This is a genomic window from Blastococcus aurantiacus (assembly GCF_900102425.1).
Taxonomy (GTDB): domain Bacteria; phylum Actinomycetota; class Actinomycetes; order Mycobacteriales; family Geodermatophilaceae; genus Blastococcus; species Blastococcus aurantiacus.
Map to the genome: position 1 here is coordinate 161,626 of NZ_FNBT01000009.1, position 20,656 is coordinate 182,281.

The 20,656-nt window shown below is 74.2% G+C and carries 19 protein-coding genes; 9 read left to right on the plus strand and 10 right to left on the minus strand.

All coding sequences use genetic code 11. The features are described 5' to 3' along the window. The first annotated feature begins 137 nt into the window (after positions 1-137). From rpmH to BLS70_RS17780, 8 genes are all read left to right on the plus strand, one after another. Entirely contained in the window at positions 138-275 is a 138-nt protein-coding gene (rpmH, locus tag BLS70_RS17745; protein ID WP_040338882.1) for a 50S ribosomal protein L34, read from the plus strand. A 1-nt stretch (position 276) separates the two neighbouring features. Beyond that, complete coding sequence (rnpA, locus tag BLS70_RS17750) at positions 277-678, plus strand: ribonuclease P protein component (RefSeq protein WP_091770659.1); 402 nt, start codon at positions 277-279, stop codon at positions 676-678. Beyond that, the gene (gene yidD, locus BLS70_RS21665) at positions 675-1,028 is read left to right on the plus strand and encodes a membrane protein insertion efficiency factor YidD (RefSeq protein WP_091770661.1); all 354 of its coding nucleotides are present in this window, start codon (positions 675-677) and stop codon (positions 1,026-1,028) included. The genes rnpA and yidD overlap by 4 nt, the downstream gene beginning before the upstream one ends. Beyond that, positions 1,021-2,094, plus strand: coding sequence for a membrane protein insertase YidC (gene yidC, locus BLS70_RS17760; protein ID WP_091770663.1), 1,074 nt, complete (start codon positions 1,021-1,023; stop codon positions 2,092-2,094). Before yidD ends, yidC begins: the two co-directional genes overlap by 8 nt. Before the next feature lie 76 nt (positions 2,095-2,170). Beyond that, positions 2,171-2,776, plus strand: a complete 606-nt coding sequence (locus tag BLS70_RS17765) for a Jag family protein (protein ID WP_091770666.1) — start codon at positions 2,171-2,173, stop codon at positions 2,774-2,776. A 47-nt stretch (positions 2,777-2,823) separates the two neighbouring features. After that, positions 2,824-3,450, plus strand: a complete 627-nt coding sequence (gene rsmG, locus BLS70_RS17770; RefSeq protein ID WP_255362553.1) for a 16S rRNA (guanine(527)-N(7))-methyltransferase RsmG — start codon at positions 2,824-2,826, stop codon at positions 3,448-3,450. Positions 3,451-3,525: 75 nt separating this feature from the next. After that, entirely contained in the window at positions 3,526-4,554 is a 1,029-nt protein-coding gene (locus BLS70_RS17775) for a ParA family protein (protein ID WP_091770670.1), read from the plus strand. Positions 4,555-4,579: 25 nt separating this feature from the next. After that, on the plus strand, positions 4,580-5,713 hold the full coding sequence (locus BLS70_RS17780; RefSeq protein WP_091770672.1) for a ParB/RepB/Spo0J family partition protein: 1,134 nt from the start codon (positions 4,580-4,582) through the stop codon (positions 5,711-5,713). Positions 5,714-5,785: 72 nt separating this feature from the next. Here the strand turns inward: BLS70_RS17780 and BLS70_RS17785 are convergent, their stop codons facing one another. From BLS70_RS17785 to BLS70_RS17825, 9 genes are all read right to left on the minus strand, one after another. Continuing rightward, positions 5,786-6,778 (minus strand): D-alanine--D-alanine ligase family protein, encoded by a 993-nt coding sequence (locus BLS70_RS17785; RefSeq protein ID WP_091770674.1) that lies wholly within the window; start codon positions 6,776-6,778, stop codon positions 5,786-5,788. Continuing rightward, positions 6,775-8,193: an aminotransferase-like domain-containing protein gene (locus BLS70_RS17790; RefSeq protein WP_176946476.1), complete on the minus strand. Its 1,419-nt coding sequence runs from the start codon at positions 8,191-8,193 to the stop codon at positions 6,775-6,777. The genes BLS70_RS17785 and BLS70_RS17790 overlap by 4 nt, the downstream gene beginning before the upstream one ends. Before the next feature lie 58 nt (positions 8,194-8,251). Next, a complete protein-coding gene (locus BLS70_RS17795) occupies positions 8,252-9,433 on the minus strand; it encodes an N-acetylmuramoyl-L-alanine amidase (protein WP_255362554.1) in 1,182 nt (393 codons plus the stop codon). A 134-nt stretch (positions 9,434-9,567) separates the two neighbouring features. Next, positions 9,568-9,894, minus strand: coding sequence for a thioredoxin (gene trxA / locus BLS70_RS17800; protein WP_091770678.1), 327 nt, complete (start codon positions 9,892-9,894; stop codon positions 9,568-9,570). A gap of 99 nt (positions 9,895-9,993) precedes the next feature. Next, on the minus strand, positions 9,994-11,004 hold the full coding sequence (gene trxB, locus BLS70_RS17805) for a thioredoxin-disulfide reductase (protein ID WP_255362555.1): 1,011 nt from the start codon (positions 11,002-11,004) through the stop codon (positions 9,994-9,996). A gap of 112 nt (positions 11,005-11,116) precedes the next feature. Next, positions 11,117-12,772, minus strand: a complete 1,656-nt coding sequence (locus tag BLS70_RS17810; protein ID WP_143030448.1) for a protein kinase family protein — start codon at positions 12,770-12,772, stop codon at positions 11,117-11,119. A gap of 82 nt (positions 12,773-12,854) precedes the next feature. Beyond that, positions 12,855-14,888, minus strand: coding sequence for a murein biosynthesis integral membrane protein MurJ (murJ, locus tag BLS70_RS17815; protein ID WP_255362556.1), 2,034 nt, complete (start codon positions 14,886-14,888; stop codon positions 12,855-12,857). Further along, on the minus strand, positions 14,885-17,278 hold the full coding sequence (locus BLS70_RS17820; RefSeq protein WP_091770684.1) for a DUF6049 family protein: 2,394 nt from the start codon (positions 17,276-17,278) through the stop codon (positions 14,885-14,887). Before BLS70_RS17820 ends, murJ begins: the two co-directional genes overlap by 4 nt. Beyond that, a complete protein-coding gene (locus BLS70_RS17825) occupies positions 17,275-17,751 on the minus strand; it encodes an NUDIX hydrolase (RefSeq protein ID WP_091770686.1) in 477 nt (158 codons plus the stop codon). The genes BLS70_RS17820 and BLS70_RS17825 overlap by 4 nt, the downstream gene beginning before the upstream one ends. 105 nt (positions 17,752-17,856) lie before the next feature. On the opposite strand from BLS70_RS17825, the gene BLS70_RS17830 reads away from it, so the two are divergent. Then, the gene (locus tag BLS70_RS17830) at positions 17,857-19,305 is read left to right on the plus strand and encodes a CCA tRNA nucleotidyltransferase (protein WP_091770688.1); all 1,449 of its coding nucleotides are present in this window, start codon (positions 17,857-17,859) and stop codon (positions 19,303-19,305) included. A 19-nt stretch (positions 19,306-19,324) separates the two neighbouring features. Here BLS70_RS17830 and BLS70_RS17835 read toward each other — a convergent pair whose 3' ends face one another. Next, positions 19,325-20,608 (minus strand): MFS transporter, encoded by a 1,284-nt coding sequence (locus BLS70_RS17835; protein WP_091770690.1) that lies wholly within the window; start codon positions 20,606-20,608, stop codon positions 19,325-19,327. Positions 20,609-20,656 lie beyond the last annotated feature (48 nt).

The window sequence follows — 20,656 nt, forward strand, 5'->3', positions numbered from 1 at the left end:
CTGGCGCGACGTGTCCGTCCGCGGAGGACCAGCTTCCGGGGTGCGGCTGGGTGCGGCTCGCGCCGCGCTGGCCGGCACCCCCCGCGCGTCCGCCCACCGGGGGCGCGCACCGCCGAACGTCATTGTGGGAGTACCTCGTGAGCAAGCGCACCTTCCAGCCGAACAACCGTCGCCGGTCCAAGACCCACGGCTTCCGGCTGCGGATGCGTACCCGTGCGGGCCGCGCGATCCTCGCCGGCCGCCGGCGCAAGGGTCGCGAGAAGCTCTCCGCCTGACGTGCTGCCCGCGCAGGCACGCCTGCGCCGGCGCCCGGATTTCACCGCGGTCGTCCGGTCCGGCCGACGTGCCGGGCGGCCGACCATGGTGCTCCACTTCCTCCCCGAACGGCCCGCGCACGCGGGCGGTCAGCCGGCGCGTGGCTTCGGAGCCGGCGCCGTGACGCCGCCCGGTGCCCGGGCCGGTTTCGTGGTGGGCAAGGCCGTGGGCAACTCCGTCGTCCGTCACCGCGTGACGCGCCGGTTGCGCGCCGCGGTCCGGGAGGAGCTGGACCGGCTGCCCGCCACCGCCGACCTGGTCGTGCGTGCCCGCCCGGAGGCGGCGACCGCGAACTCGGCGAACCTGCGCTCGGACCTCCGCCGCGGCCTCGACCGGTTGCTCGACCAGCGGGCCGGCCGGTGACCGGGCGGGCTCCGGTGCGCCGGGCGCTGCTGGCGGTCGTGGGCTTCTACTCCCGGGCGATCAGCCCGGCGCTGCCGCCGCGGTGCCGCTTCCACCCGACCTGCAGCGCGTACGCCGCCGAGGCGATCGAGCGGCACGGTGCGGCCCGCGGGAGCTGGCTGGCGGTGCGCCGCATCCTCAAGTGCGCGCCCTGGCACCCTGGCGGCGTCGACCTGGTGCCGGTCGCTGCCGGAACCCCCGGGCCAGCCCGTGCGTCGAGCACTGCGGTGCCGGCTGCTGCCCCACCCGATCCCGCACGTGCCATCCCGCCGGCCTCGCGCCGGGCGAACGAGGAGACCTTCGTTGCTTGACTGGCTGTACACCGCGATCGCCTGGGTGATGGCCCGGTGGCACGACGTGCTCTCCACGTTCCTCGACCCGGCCGGTGGACTCACCTGGGCGCTGTCGATCGCGCTGCTGGTCGTCACGGTGCGGCTGCTGCTCTTCCCGCTGTTCGTCAAGCAGGTGAAGTCGCAGCGCGCGATGCAGGAGCTCCAGCCGGAGATCGCCAAGCTGCGCAAGCAGTACGGCAGCGACCGCCAGGGCATGAGCCAGGCGATCATGGCGCTGCAGAAGGAGCGCGGGGTCAACCCGCTGGCGGGCTGCCTGCCGATCCTGCCGCAGATCCCGATCTTCATCGCGCTCTTCCACGTGCTGCGCCGGCTCGCACCGGACAAGGACGGCCTCTACACCTGGTCCGACGAACTCACCGACCAGGCGGCCCGCGCCGACCTCTTCGGAGCGCCGATCTCCTCGTCCTTCAACATGGACGGCGCCAAGGAGCAGGCGCTCCTGGCCCTGGACGGGGTCACCTACGGCAGCATCCGCACCGTCGCGCTGATCCTCATCCCGCTGATGTGCCTGACCACCTTCTTCACCCAGAAGCAGATCATGAAGCGCTCCGGTCCCGTGGAGGGCCAGGCGGCCACCGTGCAGCGGCTGCTGCTCTACGGCATGCCGCTGAGCCTTTTCGTCACGGGCTTCTTCTTCCCCATCGGCGTGCTGATCTACTGGGTCGTGAACAACTCCTGGACCTTCGGCCAGCAGTTCTTCATCCTGCGCAAGATGCCCCCGCCCGGGTCGCCCGCCGCCAAGGCCAAGGCCGCCGCTGACAAGCCGGCCGTCGACCCGAGGACCCTGGCGCCCAAGCCCGGCGCGAAGCCGGTGCGCCCGAAGGGCGGCCGTCCCGCGACCGCCGCCCCGGAGAGCACCGTGCAGCCCGACCTCCCCGAGGTGCCCGGCCCCCAGCCCGACGGCCGTGCGAACGGCTCGACCGGCAACGGCTCCACGGGCAACGGCGCCTCGAACGGCCCCCGCGCCGGCAGCGGGCGCGCCGGTCAGGGCCCGGCGAACCGGGGCAAGCGCAAACGCCGTTGACGGCGCCTCCGGACCGAGCTCCGGACCATGACGACCGGGCCATCCCGGATGCCGAACCGACAGTGGAGGAATCTCCGTGAGTGCCCCGCAGCAGCACACGACCGACAGCACACCGGCGCTGCCCGACGCCGACGCGGCCAGTGACGACGCCCTCGTCGAGGGGGCCGACCTGGACGCCGATGGGACCGCTGAGGCCCCTGGGGCCACCGCGCCGCGTGGGGAGGCTCTCCTCGTCCAGGAGGGCGACGTCGCCGGCGACTACCTGGAGCGGCTCCTCGACATCCTCGACGTGGACGGCGACATCGACCTCGACGTCGAGGGCGACCGCGCCTCGGTGGCGATCGTCGGTGGCCGCCTGAACGACCTCATCGGGCAGGACGGCGCCACGCTGGAGGCGCTCCAGGAGCTGACCCGGCTCGCGGTCGCGCAGTCGACCGGCGTGCGCAGCCGGCTCATGCTCGACGTCGGTGGCTTCCGGGCCAAGCGCCGGGCCGACCTCACGGCGCTCGCGGGCGAGACCGCCCGCCGGGTCGGGACCAGCGGCCAGCCGGAACGGCTGAGCCCGATGAACCCGTTCGAGCGCAAGGTCGTCCACGACGTCATCGCCGGCATCGCGGGGGTCCACAGCGAGTCCGAGGGCGAGGAGCCGAACCGCCGCGTCGTGGTCCTGCCCGACAGGTGAGCTCCCCGTCGACCGCACCGACGCCTCCCGCCCCGCCTCCTCCGGCGGTGGCAGCGGAGGTGTTCGGTGATGCCCTGCCCGCGGCGCAGCAGTTCGTCGCGAAGCTCGCCTCGGCCGGGGTGACGCGGGGGCTCATCGGACCGCGAGAGGTGCCGCGGCTGTGGGAGCGGCACGTCCTCAACAGCGCGGCGGTGGCCGAAGCGGTGCCCGACGGTGCGCACGTCGTCGACGTCGGCAGCGGCGCGGGACTGCCCGGCATCCCGCTGGGCCTCGCCCGCCCTGATCTGGCGCTGACCCTGGTGGAGCCCATGGCCCGTCGCGTGGAGTTCCTCCAGGAGGCGGTCGCGGAGCTCGCCGGCGTCCAGCGCACGCCCTGGCGGGTGATCCGTGGTCGGGCGGAGGAGCGGTCCGTGGCCGGCGCCGTCGGTCCGGTGGACGTCGTCACGGCGCGGGCGGTCGCTCCCCTCCCCCGGCTGGTCGGCTGGTGCCGTGGTCTGCTGCGGCCGGGCACCCAGCTGGTCGCCCTCGTCGGGTCGCGGGCGCTGGAGGAGCTGCCCGGCCTGGTGCCCGAACTCGAGGCGGCGGGCATGCGCGACATCCACCCACGGGCGGTCGGTGCGTCCCTGGGGTCGGCTGCCACTACCGTGGTGGTCATGACGCGTGCGGGACACTGACGGCCAGCTGTTCCACGTGGAACAGGTGCAGCGGCCCGACCCGTTCCACGTGAAACGGCACCAGGAAGGACTGCGATGACCGACCCGGGCGAGCGGCTGCGGAGCAGTCTCGCGGCGGACCAGTCGGCCTCCAGCGGCATGGCGGACTTCGACAGCCCCATCGCGATGGAGGCTCTCCGCGCCACCCGTGTCCTGCACGCGGCCGACCAGGAACCCTTCCCCCCGCCGGCGCGGATCCGCATCATCACGATCGCCAACCAGAAGGGCGGCGTCGGCAAGACGACGTCCACGGTGAACCTCGGCGTCGCGCTGGCCCTCTACGGGCTGCGGACGCTGGTCATCGACCTCGACCCGCAGGGGAACGCGAGCACGGCCCTCGGCGTGGACCACACGGTGGGGACGCCGTCCATCTACGACGCCCTGGTCGGTGACAGCACGCTCACCGAGGTGGTGCACCAGACGACGGCGAGCCCGCACCTGCTCTGCGTCCCCGCCACCATCGACCTCGCGGGCGCGGAGATCGAGCTGGTCTCGGTCGTGGCCCGCGAGCACCGGCTGCGCCGCGCGATCGAGGGCTACATCGCAGCCCTCCCGCCGGAGCGCCGGCCGCACTACGTGCTCATCGACTGCCCTCCCTCGCTGGGGCTGCTCACGCTGAACGCGCTGGTGGCCGGCGACGAGGTGCTCATCCCCATCCAGTGCGAGTACTACGCGCTCGAGGGGCTCGGTCAGCTGCTCAACAACATCGACCTGGTCCGCCAGCACCTCAACCCGGGCATCGCCGTCCGCACCATCCTGCTGACGATGTACGACGGCCGGACGAAGCTCGCCGACCAGGTCGCCGACGAGGTGCGCAACCACTTCGGCGACGTGGTGCTGAACGCCGTCATCCCTCGCAACGTCCGGGTGTCCGAGGCGCCGGGCTACGGCCAGTCGGTGCTGACCTACGACCCCGGCTCCCGCGGGTCCACCAGCTACGTCGAGGCCGCCCGCGAGCTGGCCCACCGCGGCGTGAACCTGCCGCCGATCGACTCCACGAGCACGCCGGGTGCGGCGACGAGATTCGCCGTCGCCGACGCGGCGGCTCCGCAGAACCGCCAGTGAGCGCGACCGTGAGCGAGGAGCAGCGATGAGCAAGCGCGGTGGACTGGGTCGCGGGCTGGCCGCCCTCATCCCGACGGGCCCACCCCCGGCGGCCGCGCCGGCTGTTGCACCGCAGGCCGCTCCGCCGCAGGCTGCTCCCCCGCAGGCCGCCGAGGAGACCGACCGTCCGGTGTCCGCGGAGTCGGTACCGGCTCCCGCGCCGTCGCCGGTGAGCCTCGTCCCGCCGCCCGCGACGCCGACGGCCGACGAGCCGGCTCCCGCGGAGCCCAGCGCCGCCGGGCCGGTGGTCGCCGCGGTCCCCGCAGTGGAGAACGGCGCGCTCGGCGTCCCGGGAGCCCAGCTGCGCGAGGTCTCCGTCGACGACGTCGTCCCCAACCCGAAGCAGCCGCGGCAGGTCTTCGACGACGAGGCGCTCGAGGAGCTCAGCCACAGCGTCAAGGAGTTCGGCCTCCTCCAGCCCATCGTCGTTCGCGAGAACGCGGATGCCGACGGCGGGCACGTCACCTACGAGCTCATCATGGGCGAGCGCCGGCTGAGGGCGGCCCGCGCCGCGGGCCTGGAGACCGTGCCCGCGATCGTCCGGGACACCACCGACGACGCGATGCTCCGCGACGCCCTGCTGGAGAACATCCACCGGGTGCAGCTCAACCCGCTGGAGGAGGCGGCGGCCTACCAGCAGTTGCTCGAGGAGTTCGGCGCCACGCACGAGGAGCTGGCCAGCAAGATCGGGCGCAGCCGCTCGCAGGTCACCAACACGATCCGGCTGATGAAGCTCCCGGTGAAGGTCCAGACGCGGGTGGCCGCCGGGATCATCTCCGCCGGGCACGCCCGGGCGTTGCTCGGTCTGCCCGACCCGGAGGCGCAGGACGCACTGGCGACCCGCATCGTGGCCGAGGGCATGTCGGTGCGGGCCACCGAGGAGGCCGTCGCCATGGCCGCCGCGGACCGACCGGCCGCGAAGCGCCGCACTCGCAACATCTCTGCGCCCGGCGTGGAGGAGCTCGGCTCGCGGCTCTCCGACCGGTTCGAGACCAAGGTCAAGATCCAGATCGGCCGGTCCAAGGGGAAGATCGTCGTCGAGTTCGGGTCGGTCGACGACCTGCAAAGGATCATCGGCGTCATGGCGCCGGAGATCACCGGGCGACGTTCGGAGCCCTGAACAGGCCCGATACGAGGAACGCCCCCCTTTACGTCACAACGTAAAGGGGGGCGTTCTCGTGAGTGCCGGGATTCAGCGGGCGCGACCGGCCCGGGCGGCGAGGAGCCGGGCGATGACATCCCCCAGGTCGTAGCCGGCCGCCTCGACGGCCATCGGGAACATGGACGTCTCGGTAAGCCCCGGGGAGACGTTCACCTCGAGGAAGTGGACCTCCCCGTCCGGGGTGATCATCGCGTCGGTGCGGGAGAGGTCGGCCAGGCCGAGCACCTCGTGCACGCGCACGGCGACCTCGGCAGCCCGAGCGGCGACGTCGTCGGGGAGGCGGGCCGGCGCGTGGTACTCGGTGAGGCCCGGGGTGTAGCGGGCGGTGTAGTCGAAGACGCCGGACTCCGGCGCGATCTCGACGGCGGGCAGCGCCTGCGGCCCATCACCCAGGTCGACCACCGCGAGCGCCACCTCGACGCCCTCCACGTACCGCTCGACCATGACGGTGTCCCCGTACGCGAAGCAGCTGACCATGGCGGCCGGGAGGTCCTCCACCCGGTTGATCTTCTGCACGCCCAGCGCGGAGCCCCCGGAGGCCGGCTTCACCATCAGGGGCAGCCCGAGCCGGGCGACCATCAGGTCCAGCACGGTGCCGGCACCCAGCTCGCGGAACGTGCTGTGCGGGAGCGCCACCCAGTCCGGCGTCGTGATGCCCGCGGAGCGGACGACCGACTTCGCGGCCGGCTTGTCCCACGCCAGCCGGCAGGCCGCCGCGGGAGAGCCCACGTAGGGCACACCGGCCAGGTCGAGGACCGCACGCAGCGCGCCGTCCTCACCGGTGGCGCCGTGCAGGGCGATGAAGACGGCGTCCGCCGGCGAGGCCGCGAGGCCGGGCAGCAGCTCGGCATCGGCGTCCCGGAGCTCGGCATCCAGGCCGGCGCGGGTCAGCTCCTCCACCACCTGGGTGCCCGAGGACAGGGAGACCTCGCGCTCGAAGGTGAGCCCGCCGGCGAGGACGACGGCGCGCAGCGGGTGCTCGTCCTCCGGCGTGCGGGCCGGTGCGGCTGCGGACTCGGTCATCGGCCACCCTCGTAGGCGTTGCTGTTGGCCGGGCCGACGATGGTGCCCGACCCGGTGGTCTCCGGCCCCGGCCGGACGGCCCGGAAGGAGCCGGTGTCAACGGCGTCGAACGTGCTGTGCAGGTCCAGCTCGGCCTCGATGACCCGGGCCAGGCGACGCACGCCCTCGCGGATCTGGTCGGGCTCGGGGTAGCAGTAGGACAGCCGCATGTACTCCTGGCCGCTGCCGTCGGCGTAGAAGCCGATGCCGGGCACGTAGGCGACGAGCGCGTTCACCGCCCGCGGCTGCATGAGCTTGGCGTCGAGGCCGTGCGGCAGCTTCAGCCACACGTAGAAACCACCGTCCGGCCGGGTCCACGTGGTGCCCGCGGGCATCAGGGCGCTGAGCGACTCCAGGCAGGCGTCGCGGCGCTCGCGGTAGAGCTCGGTGAAGAGCTTGATCTGCTCGCGCCACGGCTGGGTGTCGAGGTAGCGGGCGACCGCGTACTGGGTGAGCGAGGGCGGGCAGAGCACCTGCGCCTCGGTGGCCAGCACCAGCTTCTCGCGCACGGCCAGCGGGGCCAGCACCCAGCCCACGCGGAGGCCCGGGGAGAACGTCTTGGAGAACGAGCCGAGGTAGATGACCCGCTCGGAGTTCCGCGCCCGCAGCGCCCGCATGGGCTCGTGCTCGAACCCGAGCAGGCCGTAGGGGTTGTCCTCGATGACCAGCAGGTCGTACTTCTCCGCCAGCGCGACGATCGCCTGACGGCGCGGCTCGGTCAGGGTGACGCCGGCCGGGTTGTGGAAGTTCGGCACGGTGTAGAGGAACTTGACCCGGTCGCCGTTGGCGCGGCACTCGATGAGCGCCTCCTCGAGGGCCTCGGGGATGAGGCCGTCGTCGTCCATGGCGACGTGCCGGACGCGCGCCTGCGCGGACTGGAAGACGCCCAGGGCCCCGACGTAGGACGGCGCCTCGGCGAGGATGACGTCACCGGGGTCGACGAAGACGCGGGTGACCAGGTCCAGGGCCTGCTGGGAACCGACCGTGACGACGACCTCGCTGGGCGAGGCGTCGGTGATGCCCTCGAGCGCCATGACGTCGCAGATGCGCTCGCGCAGGCGGGGGTCGCCCTGACCGGAGCCGTACTGCAGGGTCTGGGCACCCATCCCGGAGACGAGGTCGCCGATCATCGAGCCGACGGCGTCCAAGGGCAGCGCGGTGACGGCGGGCATGCCACCGGCGAGGGAAACCACCTCGGGCCGGCTCACCACGGAGAACAGCGCCCGGATCTCCGAGCTCTTCATCCCGTGGGTGCGTGCTGCGTACCGGTCGGCCAGCGGGTCCAGCCGCGGATGCCGCGGGGAGGGGTGGGGCGCACCGCGGTGCGCGCCCTGCTGTCCGGAACCGGCTGACGAGCCGGGCGGGGGAGTGGCCACCTTCGAGAGTCTAGGCCCGGGTGGTAGCGACTTTCCGGACGCCGGGCGGACCGGCCCGTCACACGGGCAGGACGAAGGTCCCCGTCGGTGGGTCGGCCTCGGCCGGCAGGAACAACCGCTGGACGGCGGCGAGCACGCCCTGGGCGATCGAGGCGCGCACCCGGGCGTCGAGCAGGAGCAGCCGGTCGACCGGGTGCGAGAGGTACCCGCAGTCCAGCCGCACGGCCGGCATCCGGCTCATCCGCAGCAGGTCCCACGTCTTGGCGTGCGACCCCAGGTCGAGCATGCCGGTGCGGGCGACCACCTCGCGGCGCGCGAGGTTGGCGAACTGCTCGCCGACCGTGGACGACGCCCCCGACCCGGTGCCGTAGTAGTAGCTGGCCACCCCGCGGGCGTGCTCGGAGGCCTGCGCGTCCACGTGCAGGGAGAGGAACAGGTCGGCGCGGGCGTCGTTGGCGAACGCGGTGCGCTCGGCCGCGGTGGGGTTCTGGTTGCGGCCGCGGGTCAGGTAGACGGTGGCTCCCGCGGCGGCCAGCCGGCCCTCGATCCGGGAGGCGAGGTCGAACACCAGGTCGGCCTCGGTGGTCTCGCCGAAGGTGTGGCCGGGATCGCTGCCGCCGTGGCCGGGATCGACGACGATGCGCCGGCTGATCAGGTGCGGGCCGCTGTCGACGAAGGACGCGCTCTGCCGCAGCAGCTGGGGGCGGCCACCGGTGACCTTGCGGCCCAGCTGACGCAGCGCTCGCAGGGTCGCCGGGCCGCACGTGCCGTCGGAGGTGAGGCCGTAGTCCCGCTGGAAGGCGCGCAGACCGGTCTCGGTGTCGACGCCGAAGACCCCGTCGACCGGTCCGGCGTCGTAGCCGAGCTCGTGCAGCCGCTCCTGCAGGTTGATGACGTCGTCCCCGCGGATGGCGCGCTCGGGGTCGTAGCGCAGCAGCCGGTCCCCCAGCGACCAGCGCGCCTCGTTGAGGGCCCGGTAGGTCTCCTCGCCGACCCGTCCGTCCACCGACAGGCCGCGGTTCTGCTGGAAGTGCCGGACCGCCAGCTCGGTGGTCTCGTCGAACACGGCCGAGTCCAGTGCGACGTCGGGCAGCGTGGCCATGGCCTGAGGGGGCCGCGGGGCGGCCGTGCCGTCGAGGTCGGGGAGCAGGCCGAGACTGCGGAGCGCGGTCTGCACGTCCGCCACGGCGGCTCCACGGTCCCCGAGCGCCAGGATCTGCATACCGCTGTTGGCTCCCATCGTGTCCCGATTGTCGTCCCCGGCGCCCCTCCCGGCCCAGCCGGGGTCCCCTGGACGACGACGGGTCCACCTGCCCGGGTGGACAGGTGGACCCGTTGTCACGCTGTGTGCCCCTGCCGAGCAGGGGATGTCGCTCAGATGTAGTCGGCGAGGTCGTTCAGGATCGCGCCCTTGGGCTTGGCGCCGATGATGCTCTTCACCGGCTTGCCACCCTGGAACACCGTCATGGTCGGGATCGACATGACCTGGTAGTCGCGGGCGATCTGGGGGTTCTCGTCGATGTTCAGCTTGGCGATCGTCAGCTTGTCGCCGTGCTCGGCGGCGATCTCCTCGAGGACGGGGGCGACCATCTTGCAGGGGCCGCACCACTCCGCCCAGAAGTCGACCAGCACGGGCTTGTCGCTGCCCAGCACATCGCTGGCGAAGCTGGTGTCGGTGACCGTCACGGTGTTGCCTGCCATCGGTCGTTCTCCTTCTCGTCCACGTGCTCGGGGTCGATCAATGTGGTCCTGCGGGGAGAACCCGCGGAACGGTGGTTCTATGCCCGTACGTGGACGGGCTCAGCGTTCGTCGAAGGTGTCGGCGAGCCAGCGCTCGGCGTCGATCGCCGCGGCCGCGCCGGTGCCGGCCGAGGTGATCGCCTGGCGGTAGATGTGGTCGACGACGTCGCCGCACGCGAAGACGCCGTCGATGTTGGTGCGGGTGGTCGGGTGCTCCACCTGGATGTAGCCCTCGTCGTCCAGCTTGAGCTGGCCGACGAACAGCTCGGTGCGGGGGTCGTGGCCGATCGCCACGAACAGGCCGGACACCGGCAGCGTCTCGGTGCCGCCGGTCGTGGTGTCGGTGAGCTCGACCGCGGAGACGGTGGACTCGCCCAGCACCTCGGTGACCTGCTTGCCCAGCGCCCATCGGATCTTCTCGTTGTCCTGGGCGCGCTTCTGCATGATCTTGGAGGCGCGCAGCTCCTCCCGGCGGTGGACGACGGTCACGCTCTTGGCGAAGCGGGTGAGGAAGGTCGCCTCCTCCATGGCCGAGTCACCACCGCCGACGACGACGATGTCCTGGTCGCGGAAGAAGAAGCCGTCACAGGTGGCACAGGCCGAGACGCCGCGGCCCAGCAGGCGCTGCTCGTTCTCCAGGCCCAGGTACCGGTACTTCGAGCCGGTCGCGACGATGACCGCGTGCGCGCGGTGCACCTCGTCGCCGACCTTCACGATCTTCGGGGTCGCGGTGAGGTCGACCTCGGTGACGTCGCGCGGCACCAGTTCCGCACCGAACTTCTCTGCCTGGGTGCGCATGTCGTCCATGAGCTGTGGGCCCTGGATGCCGGCCGGGAAGCCGGGGAAGTTCTCCACCTCGGTGGTGGTCATCAGGGCGCCGCCGAACTGGGAGCCCTCGAACACCAGCGGGTGCAGGTTGGCCCGGGCCGCGTACGTGGCGGCGGTGTAGCCCGCGGGGCCGGACCCGATGATGATCAGGTCGCGGATGCCGTCGTGCTCGGCCGGCGGGATCACCGGATCGACGATCTCCTCCGTCGTCACCGCAGGGCCAGGGGTCGGGAAGTCACTCACGGGCGGCACAACGAGGATCGTAGGGGCGGCATTCCCCCGCCGCCGCCGGGTGGCCCCGTCCAGAGGCCCGCCGCGAGCGTGCGAGCGCTGGGGGGCTTCCGGGGATCCTTCGTCAGCCGGCTGCCTGGGCGGTGAACTCGCCGATCTGGGCGGCGAAACCGTCGCCGCCCTCCACCAGGCCGGTGACCCAGAGCAACACGTACCGGGCCTGCACGGGCTCCTGGAACGCCACCTCGGTGGTATCCTCCAGCGTCGCCGAGGACGCGACCTGGAAGCCCTCCAGCGAGCCGGCGGCCGTCTCGGCGGTCCGGATCTCGACGGTGGCGCCCGGGGTGGGCGTGGCCACGGTGACGCCGCCCAGCTGCTGGGAGCTGCCGAGGTCATACACGATGCCGACGCCGGGCTTGAGGTTGCCGAAGGCCGGCGAACCCCGGTAGTTCAGCGTCGACCACGTCGTCGCGGGGTCCCCGTCGAAGGTGAACTGCACGTCGCCGTCGTTCTCCGGCTCGCCGTCGCCCTCGGGGTCGAAGATCTCCGCGCCCTGCACGGCCACGTCGGGGCCGGCCGGCGCGGCGCCCTCACCGGTGGGCGCACCGGCGGTCGGCACGGTGATCGACGGGGTCGAGTCGTCGTCGACGGAGCCGGCGACCGACAGCAGGCTGGTGCCCACCCACCAGGCCAGCGCCACGACCACGAGCAGGGCGAGCAGCGGCAGGCCGATGACGAGCAGCTTGTGGCGGCCGGCACCGTCCTGGTCGTCGTCGAGGGACGTGGAGCCGGTCGGGGGCCCGGTGTACAGGTCGTCGGGCAGCGGCGACGACCCGCCGTCCACGGACGGCCCGGAGCCGTTGCCGGCGTAGGCGCCGCCGACAGGGACGACGGTGGCCGCATTCACGGTGTCGCCGCCCCGGACGGCCGGGGAGACCGCGGGGCGGGCGGGCGGGACCGGCGGCATGGTGTCGGGGTCGAGGCGGACGGGTGCCTCGGCGCGCTGGCGGTCCGCGCGGTGGCTCTCGTTGCGGTCGGCGCGGGAGCTGCTGCCCGTCGAGGGCCGGCTGCGCGGGCGCTCGGCCAGGATCGCGGCCATGGCGGCCACGCTGGACAGCGCGTGGCCCGGCTCGGTGGAGCGGGCCCGCCGGGCCAGCGCCACGAGGTCGGAGGGGCCGGTCAGCGGCCGCGGCTCGGCCTCGCCAGGTCGCAGGCCGGTGAGGCACACCTCGAGCAGGCCGCCCAGCGCCGCGACGTCGCCGTCGATGGTGCCGCTCGCCGCGGGCACCCCGCGCAGGCCCACCAGGCCGTTGGGGCGCAGCACGACGTTCTCGGGGGTGAGCCCACCGACGGCCAGCCCGACGCGGTGCGCCTCGGCGACCCCGTCGGCGAGGCGGCGCAGCACGGTGCGGACCTCGCGCTCGGGCAGCGGACCCTGGGCCAACCGGTCGGACAGCGCCTCGCCGTCGATCCACTCGTTGACGACGTAGGCCGCTCCGCCGGGGACGGCGGTGTCACCCTCGGTGGCCACGCTGCCCTCGGACGCGTCGTAGACCATCGCCAGCGCGGGGGTGGCGAGGCCACCGGCGGTCAGGGCGCGGGTGATCCAGGCGTGGGCGGCCGGGCCCGCGGGGGTGTGCACGCGGACGGCGACGTCGCGGTTGAGGATCCGGTCCTTGGCCCGCCAGGTCTGGATGACGCCGGTCTCGGTCTGCTCGTCGGGACCCACCTGGTCCAGTGGCCGGTAGCGCTCCGGGAGGCCGGTGACCGTGGACGTCATCGACACTGTCGACCTCCTGTCCTGCTCGGGCCGCCGGCGCGTTCGCACCGGCGCGGGCACCGCGTCCCGTCGGGGGATCGGGTCATCCGCGCCGGACGCGGGACCTGACGGCTGCCAGGGGCTCGCGGATCTCCGGGACGCGGGCGACCACGAGACCTGCGAGAGCCGCGGCGCCGATGACCACGGTACCGAGGAGCACCCGGCCGAGCGACCCTGCGGTCGACGATCCGAGCAGGTCGTCGGTCACGATCAGGACAAGCTGGCCCAGCAGGCCCGCGACCAGCGCCACCGCGGCCACCCGTGCGACCTGCAGGAGCGTCGTGCGCGTCTGCAGCGCACCCAGCCTCCGGCGCAGCGCCAGGTCCCCGAGGACCCACCCGGCCAGGTAGGTGGTGCTGGTGGCGAGCATCAGACCGGCCACGACGTGCTCGGGCTCGACGACCACCGGGACGAGCAGCAGCAGGGGCACGCGGACGGCCACCATGCCGAGCTGGATGAGCGTCGGCGTCCGGGCGTCCTTCATGGCGTAGAAGACGCGCAGTTGCAGCAGGGTGACGGCCATGGGCAGCAGCCCGAAGGCGCCGACCGCCAGCGCGGTGCCGATGGCCTCCGCCTGCTCCACGGACGTGTTGCCGCGGGCGAAGGCGACGATGCCCAGCGACGGGCCGAGCACGGTGAGCACGGCGGCGACGGGCAGCAGGCCCAGCGCCGACAGCCGGGTGCCCAGTGACAGGTCGGAGACGACCCCCTCGACGTCGTGCCGCGAGGCCGCCCGGCTCATCCGGGGCACGAGCGCGGTCAGCAGCGCCACGCCGATGACCCCGTAGGGCATCTGGAACAGCAGGCTGGCGTTGGCGAAGCCCAGGGAGCCGATGGCGTCCGGGCCCTGCGCCTGGTTCGCCAGGCGGGTCGCCACGACGACGCCGACCTGGCTGATCGCGACGTAGCCGATCACCCAGAGCCCCAGGGTCCCCGCCTCGCGCAGCCCGGTGTCCCGGAGCCCCCAGCGCGGGCGAAGCGGTACGCCGACCTTCCGCAGCAGGGGCAGAAGTACCAGCGCCTGCACCGCGATGCCCAGGGTGGTGCCGATCCCGAGCAGCCACACCTGCACGGGCGTGATCGTGACGGGACTGAGGTCCCCGGGCCCCCCGGCGGCGAGGAAGAGCAGCCCCGTGGCGATGACGACGACGTTGTTCAGCACCGGCGCCCACGCGGGTGGGCCGAAGACCCCGCGCGAGTTGAGGATCGCCTGGGCGAGCGCACCGATGCCGTAGAAGACGATCTCGACCAGCAGGATGCGCGCCAGCCAGACGGCCAGCTCCATCTGCTCGGGATCCTTGTCGATCCCGTAGATCCGGGTCAGCAGCGGAGCGGCGAGCACGGCCAGGCCCGTGACGACGACGAGTCCGGCGACGGCGATGGTGCTCAGCCGCTGCGCATAGGCGGTGCCGCCGTCCCGGTCGCGCTCCTGGGCGTGCACCAGCAGCGGCACGACGACGGAGGCCAGCACGCCGCCGAGCAGCAGCTCGTAGACGATGTTGGGGAGCGTGTTCGCGGTGTTGTAGGCGTCTCCGACCGCGGCGACGCCCAGCGCGGCGACGAGCACCATGCTGCGCAGGAGACCGGTGATGCGGGAGACGAGCGTGGCCACGGCCATGGTGCCGGCCGCGCGCAGGATGCCCCCGCTGGCGCCGGGGGTGCCCTCGCGCTGCTCGACGTCGTCGTCGGTGTCGGCGACCGTCCTCGGCACCGGCGGCAGCACCGGCATCGGGAAGACCTGGGTCTCGTCCGCGGCGGGGACCCAGCGGTTGCGCAGCGGCGGCAGGGGCGGCAGGGGTCGCGCCGACGGTCGGCGGGCGCGGTCCGGCTCGGGCAGGGGCGGGGTCGGCGCCTGGGGCCGCTCGGAACTCGCGCCGTCGCGCCGCCGGACCGGCGGGGGAACCGGGGGCAGCGGGGGGCGGCCGTCCTCGGGCGCGGCGAAGGCCGCGCCCTCGGGCGGCGTCGCCCGGTAGGGCGGGGGCGGCAGCCGCCGGCCACGGGGTGGCGAGGGCGGGTCATGGGGCGGCCGGGGTGCCTCGGGGGTCACCCGCTGCTCGTCGTCGGGGACCGCGCTCACACCGGGCTCCGGGTCGGCGCGGGCAGGGGCGAGCCGTCCGGGCCCAGCGGCGGGCCGCCGGCGTCGGGGACGGAGCCGCGGGCGCGGCGGCGCAGTACGAAGTGCACCAGCCGGCGCAGGAACAGCAGCGCCAGCAGCGCCGCCGCCCCGATCGTGATGATGAGGGAGATCGGCCCGTAGGCGGTGCTGCGCACCTGCATCTCGACCCGTTCGCCCAGCGTGCTGCCGCCCGGCGTCACCAGCGTGGCTGTGACGGCGAAGCCACCGGACTGGCGCAGCGAGGTGGGCACCTGCAGCACCGTCCGCGACCCGGGGGCCAGCACCTGGACGCCGATGTCGCCGACGGAGAACCCGCGGGTGTTGCGGGCCCGCACCTCGGGCAGCACCCGAACGGCGAAGGGCAGGTCGTTGCGCACCGTGAGCACGAGCGGGGCGTCGGTCGAGGCGAGCGTGTAGGTCCCGTCGGCCGGCGCGAGCAGGGTCACGCGGTCGCGCAGGCGCTCGGTGGCGTCGTCGAGGTCGGCGGCGGCGTCGCGCAGACCCGCCGGGTCGGTACGCCAGGCCACCGAGGTGGCGCGGGCCGTGGCCGCGTCGAGCGCCTGGAGGGCGGTGCCGGCGTCGCCCGCGACCGCGCCCGCGAGGTCGTCGCGCGAGGCCACGGCGTCCGCGACGCCCGCCAGCCCCTCGGCGTCCAGGCGCACCTGGTCGGCCGGCTCCACCAGCTCGCCGTCCTCGCTGCGCGGGCCGTCGGCCAGCGACGCCAGGGTGGCAGGACGGAGCCAGGAGGGCAGCGCCGCGGTGTCGGCCATCATCGCGCCGGCGCCGTCGGGTCCGGCGTCGACCTCTCGAGGCGCGGTCACCAGCACGGTCTGCTCCGAGCCGGGCGGGGCCTGGGCGGTGAGGACGGCGAGCTCGGCCAGGTACCGCTGCTGGGCCAGGCGCGGGCCCCCCTCGGCCTGCTCGGCGCCGGCGACCACCTCGCTGAGCCGGGAGTCGGCGACGAGGGCGTCCACCGGGCCGTCCGCCGTCCTCACCGTGACCGGGACGGCCGCGGTCGGGTCCTGCAGCCCGACGGCCGAATCACCCGTGGTCAGCGCGCCGGGGGCCAGCACCACCTCGTCGATGCCACCGTCGGCGAGCCGGGCCAGGGTCGAGCCGCGCAGCGTCCCGCCCGGCGCCCAGGCGACGTCGGTCCTCGGCTCGACGTCGAGGGCGTCGGCGAGGATGCGCGCCCCGGCGCCGTCCTCGAAGGCCGGGACCTCCTCTGCGGGGACGTCGGACCCCTCCGTCGGGGTGGCCGTCTCGCCCGCCGCGGTGTCGATCGGCGATCCCGGCGGGTCCTGGGCGGTGCCGGCGGGCGTGCCGGGCAGGCTGCGGGTCACGACGTCGCCCAGGCCGGCGGCATCCAGCGCGTCGGCGTCCACGTCCCCGTAGGGCAGCGCGACGACGGGGTGGACGGCGGCGACCGCGCGCAGGCGCTCCAGGAAGGCCGCCGCCGCGTCGGTCCCCGCCCCCTGCTTCCCCGCCACCTCGTACGGGCCGGCCGCCATGAGCTGCAGCTCCTCGACCAGGGCGGGGTCGATCGCGAGGGTGACCGGGAGGGTGGGCTCCCCGCTGCCGCCCCGCAGCCGCTCGATGACGCCCAGCGCGCGGTCGAGGCGCCCTTCGTCGGAGACCGATCCGGCCAGCTCGTCGTCGGCGAACCGGCCCGAGGCGTTGCGGTGGGTGCGCTCGGTCAGCGGCCACAGCCACGCCACGGCCGTCCTGGCTGCGGGGACCAGGGGCTGCTGGATGACGTAGGTGGACAGCTCGCCCACGCGGCGGGTGTCGCCGTCGATCGAGCCGTTGACGTTGAGCAGCACCGGGAAGACGCCATCGCGGTCCAGGCGGAGCTCGGCGGAGTCCACGGTGTACGTGAAGCTCAGGTCCCCACCGGCGTCGAGGCGCTCGGGGACGGGCTGGAAGGGGAGCAGCACGCTGGACGCCGGATCGGGGTCCGCGCCGTCGGCCGCCAGGTCCGCGCGGCTGATCAGCGCGTCGCCCCGCTGCAGCCGCACGTTGAGCTCGTCGATCGGGACGGTTCCGGTGTTGGTGAGCGTCATCGTGACGGTGATCAGGGAGCCGGGGGTCACCGTGCGCGGCTCGAAGCGGCTCACCTCGATCCGCACCGGGCGCTCGGGATCGCTGGCGTCGTCCGCGGGGTCGGCCGCGAGGAGCGGCTGGGCGGGAGGAGCCGGTGCGGCGGAGGCGGGCGGCGCGAGGGGCGCGACCGTCGCCAGCAGCACGGAGAGCAGGGCGGCGCGCAGCGACGCCCTCCGTGCGCCGTGCCGGACGGGGCCGACGGCGGCGGCGGGGCGGCCACCGGCGCCACCGGCGGCCGACCGGGTCACGCGGTGTCGGCCAGCAGCCCGGGCGCACGCTCGACGAGGGCACGTTCGTCGGCGTAGGCGAGCCGGCCGCTGAGCTCGTCCAACGGCACCCAGGCCACCTCGGTCACCTCGATGTCGGCGTCGGAGAGGGCGCCGCCGACGGCGCGGAGGAGGAAGTGGTGCACGGTCTTGTGCACGCGACGCCCGTCGGCGACGAACCAGAAGTCGATGATGCCGAGCGGTGCGACGACCTCGCCGATGATCCCGGTCTCCTCCGCGACCTCGCGGACCGCGGTGTCCTCGGGCGTCTCCCCGGCCTCGATGTGGCCCTTGGGCAGCGACCACAGCAGGCGGCCGCGCCGGTCGGTGCGCCCGATGAGGGCGGCGCGGGGGCCGTGCACGCCGTCGTCGGCGACCACCAGGCCCCCGGCGGACGTCTCGTCGACCCGACGCAACCGGCGGCCGGGGCGCGCTCGTCCGCCGGTCCCAGCCATGCCAGGAGGGTAGCGCGACCGGCGGCACTACTCTGGCTGGTCGTGTCCGCCCAACCCCCGAGTCGTCCGAGCAGGGCCAGTGGGCGCCGTCCGCTCGCGGAGCCCGTGCCGCCTGCTGTCCAGGAGACCGTGCGGGAGCTGGTCGAGCTCTCCCCGGTGCTCGCCGAGGTGGGCGAGCGCTTCACGGCCGCCGGTTTCCAGATCCACCTGGTCGGTGGGTCGGTGCGCGACGCGCTGCTGGCCGGCGCCTCCGGTCGAGCCCGCGTGCCGGGCGACCTCGACCTCACCACCGACGCCCGGCCGGAGCAGACGCTCGAGGTGCTGCGCGGGTGGGCCGGTTCCACGTGGAACACCGGCATCGAGTTCGGAACCGTCGGGGCCGACGTCCGCGGCACCCGGCTGGAGATCACCACCTACCGCGCCGACCGCTACGACCGGCAGTCGCGGAACCCGGAGGTCGCCTGGGGCGACTCCCTCGAGGACGACCTGGCCCGCCGCGACTTCACCGTCAATGCGATGGCGGTCTCGCTGGGCCCCGACCGGGCGGTCACCGATCCGTTCGGCGGTCTGGGTGACCTGATCCGGCAGCGGCTGCGCACCCCCGGTCCCGCCGAGGACTCGTTCGCCGACGACCCCCTGCGCATGCTCCGCGCCGTCCGCTTCGTGGCCCAGCTGGGCCTCACCCCCGAGGACGACGTCGTCGCGGCCATGACGGCGATGTCGGGCGAGCTGGGCCGGATCACCGCCGAGCGGGTGCAGGCCGAGTTGTCCAAGACCCTGCTGCAGGACTCGCCCCGCGCGGCGCTGGAGCTGTTCGTGGCGACCGGCCTGGCCGACGTGGTGCTGCCGGAGCTCTCGGCCCTGCGGATGGAGATCGACGAGCACCACCAGCACAAGGACGTCTACTCCCACTCGCTGACGGTGTTGGACCAGGCGATCGACCTGGAGAAGGCCGATCCGGACGCCGGTTCGCCGGACCTGGTGCTGCGGCTGGCGGCCCTGCTGCACGACATCGGCAAGCCGGCGACGCGGCGGCACGAGGCCGGCGGCCGGGTCTCCTTCCACCACCACGAGGTGGTGGGCGCCAAGCTCGTGCGGAAGCGGCTGATGGCACTGAAGTACCCGAAGGACGTCGTCGAGGCGGTCTCCCGGCTGACCTTCCTGCACCTGCGCTTCCACGGCTACGGGTCGGGCGAGTGGACCGACTCGGCCGTGCGCCGCTACGTGACCGACGCCGGTGAGCTGCTCCCCCGGCTGCACAAGCTGGTGCGCTCGGACTCCACCACCCGCAACAAGCGCCGGGCCGCGGCCCTCGCGGCTACCTACGACTCCCTCGAGACCCGCATCACCGAGATCCAGGCGAACGAGGACCTGGCGCGCGTGCGCCCCGACCTGGACGGCAACGCCATCATGGAGCTGCTCGGGCTGCCCCCGGGCCCCGAGGTGGGCCGGGCGTGGCGCTTCCTCAAGGAGCTGCGGCTCGAGCGCGGGCCGCTGGACCCGGACGAGGCCGAGGCGGCCCTGCGGGAGTGGTGGGCGGCGCAGCAGGCCTGACCCGCGGCGTGCCCCGGGTTCACGCGGCGGCGGGCACGGCCCGGCGGCGGATGCCGAGGTAGGTGGCGACGGCCACCAGGTAGCCGGCGCCCACGAGCAGCAGCACCGGCACCGACTCCCCCGACGGCGGGAGGACGAGCGCTGCGGCGAGGACGGCGCCGACGAAGGCGACGTTGAACAGGGTGTCGTAGACGGAGAAGACGCGGCCTCGGAAGTCGTCGTCCACGGTCTCCTGCACCGTCGCGTCGACGCAGATCTTCACGCCCTGGCCGACCAGCCCCAGCACGAGACCGCCGGCGATCACCGTCGGCGGCTGGAACGGCAGCCCGAGCAGCGGCTGGGCGACGGCGCCGAGCAGCAGCAGCCCGACCGTCCAGCGGACGCGGCCGGCGCGGCGCACCACCGCCGGGGTGACGGCCGCCGCGAGCAGCGATCCGGCCGCGATCGCCGCCACCAGCTGCCCCAGCCCGGCCAGGCCGCCCCGGAAGAGGCCCGAGGCGTTCTCCAGCGGCCCGCGGTAGAGCAGCAGGGTCATGAGGGTGAGCAGGCCGAAACCGATGCGGTGCAGCCCGATGGCGGCCAGCGCCGCCGCCGCGGGTGGGCGTGCCCAGACGTGCCGGGCGCCGGCCACCATGCCGGCGAGGACGGTGCGGGCCGGTACCGCGCCGGCGCGGTCGACCGCGTCGGGGCCGAGGTACCCGGAGGGGAAGCCGGAGACCACGCCGGCGGCGGCCAGGTAGGGCAGCGCCGACGCGAGCGCGATCGCCGCGTACCCGGCGTCGCCCGCACCGGCCAACGGCAGGAGCAGGATCGCCGCGCCGCCGCCGGCGACCGCGGCCACCGATCCCGCGGTCGTGGACAGCGCGTTGGCCGGGACGAGTGCGTCGGTGGTGTGCGGGAGCCCGGCGGACAGCGCGGCCAGGACGAAGCGGTTCACCGAGACGACAGCCAGGCCGGCGAGCAGGAAGGGGACGCCGTCGACGCCGCCCAGCACCACCGCGGCCACGACGGCGACCAGCGCCGCCCGGACCACGTTGGCCCGCAGCAGCACCGACCGCCGGCTCCAGCGGTCCAGCCACACCCCGGCGAAGGGACCGAGCAGCGACCAGGGCAGGAGGAGGACGGCGAAGCCCACGGCGACGTCGAGGGGGTCGGCGGCGCGCTGCGGGTTGAACAGCACCGTGCCGGCGAGCGCGGCCTGGAACACGCCGTCGCCGAACTGGGAGAGCAGCCGCGTGGCGAACAACCGGCGGAAGTCGGGCCGGACGAGCAGGGACCGCACCGTGGCCCCCGAGTCCCGCACCCGGTCAGCCTAGGGAAGGCGGGGAGACAGGGGCCGACGGCGCCGAGG

What these genes read in the sequence shown, in the direction of transcription:
- BLS70_RS17780 (WP_091770672.1), top strand. Translation starts at nt 4,580, where the DNA reads ATGAGCAAGCGCGGTGGACTGGGTCGCGGGCTGGCCGCCCTCATCCCG.
- BLS70_RS17785 (WP_091770674.1), bottom strand. Translation starts at nt 6,778, where the DNA reads ATGACCGAGTCCGCAGCCGCACCGGCCCGCACGCCGGAGGACGAGCAC.
- trxA (WP_091770678.1), bottom strand. Translation starts at nt 9,894, where the DNA reads ATGGCAGGCAACACCGTGACGGTCACCGACACCAGCTTCGCCAGCGAT.
- BLS70_RS17810 (WP_143030448.1), bottom strand. Translation starts at nt 12,772, where the DNA reads ATGACGTCCACGGTCACCGGCCTCCCGGAGCGCTACCGGCCACTGGAC.
- BLS70_RS17775 (WP_091770670.1), top strand. Translation starts at nt 3,526, where the DNA reads ATGACCGACCCGGGCGAGCGGCTGCGGAGCAGTCTCGCGGCGGACCAG.
- BLS70_RS17825 (WP_091770686.1), bottom strand. Translation starts at nt 17,751, where the DNA reads ATGGCTGGGACCGGCGGACGAGCGCGCCCCGGCCGCCGGTTGCGTCGG.
- BLS70_RS17795 (WP_255362554.1), bottom strand. Translation starts at nt 9,433, where the DNA reads ATGGGAGCCAACAGCGGTATGCAGATCCTGGCGCTCGGGGACCGTGGA.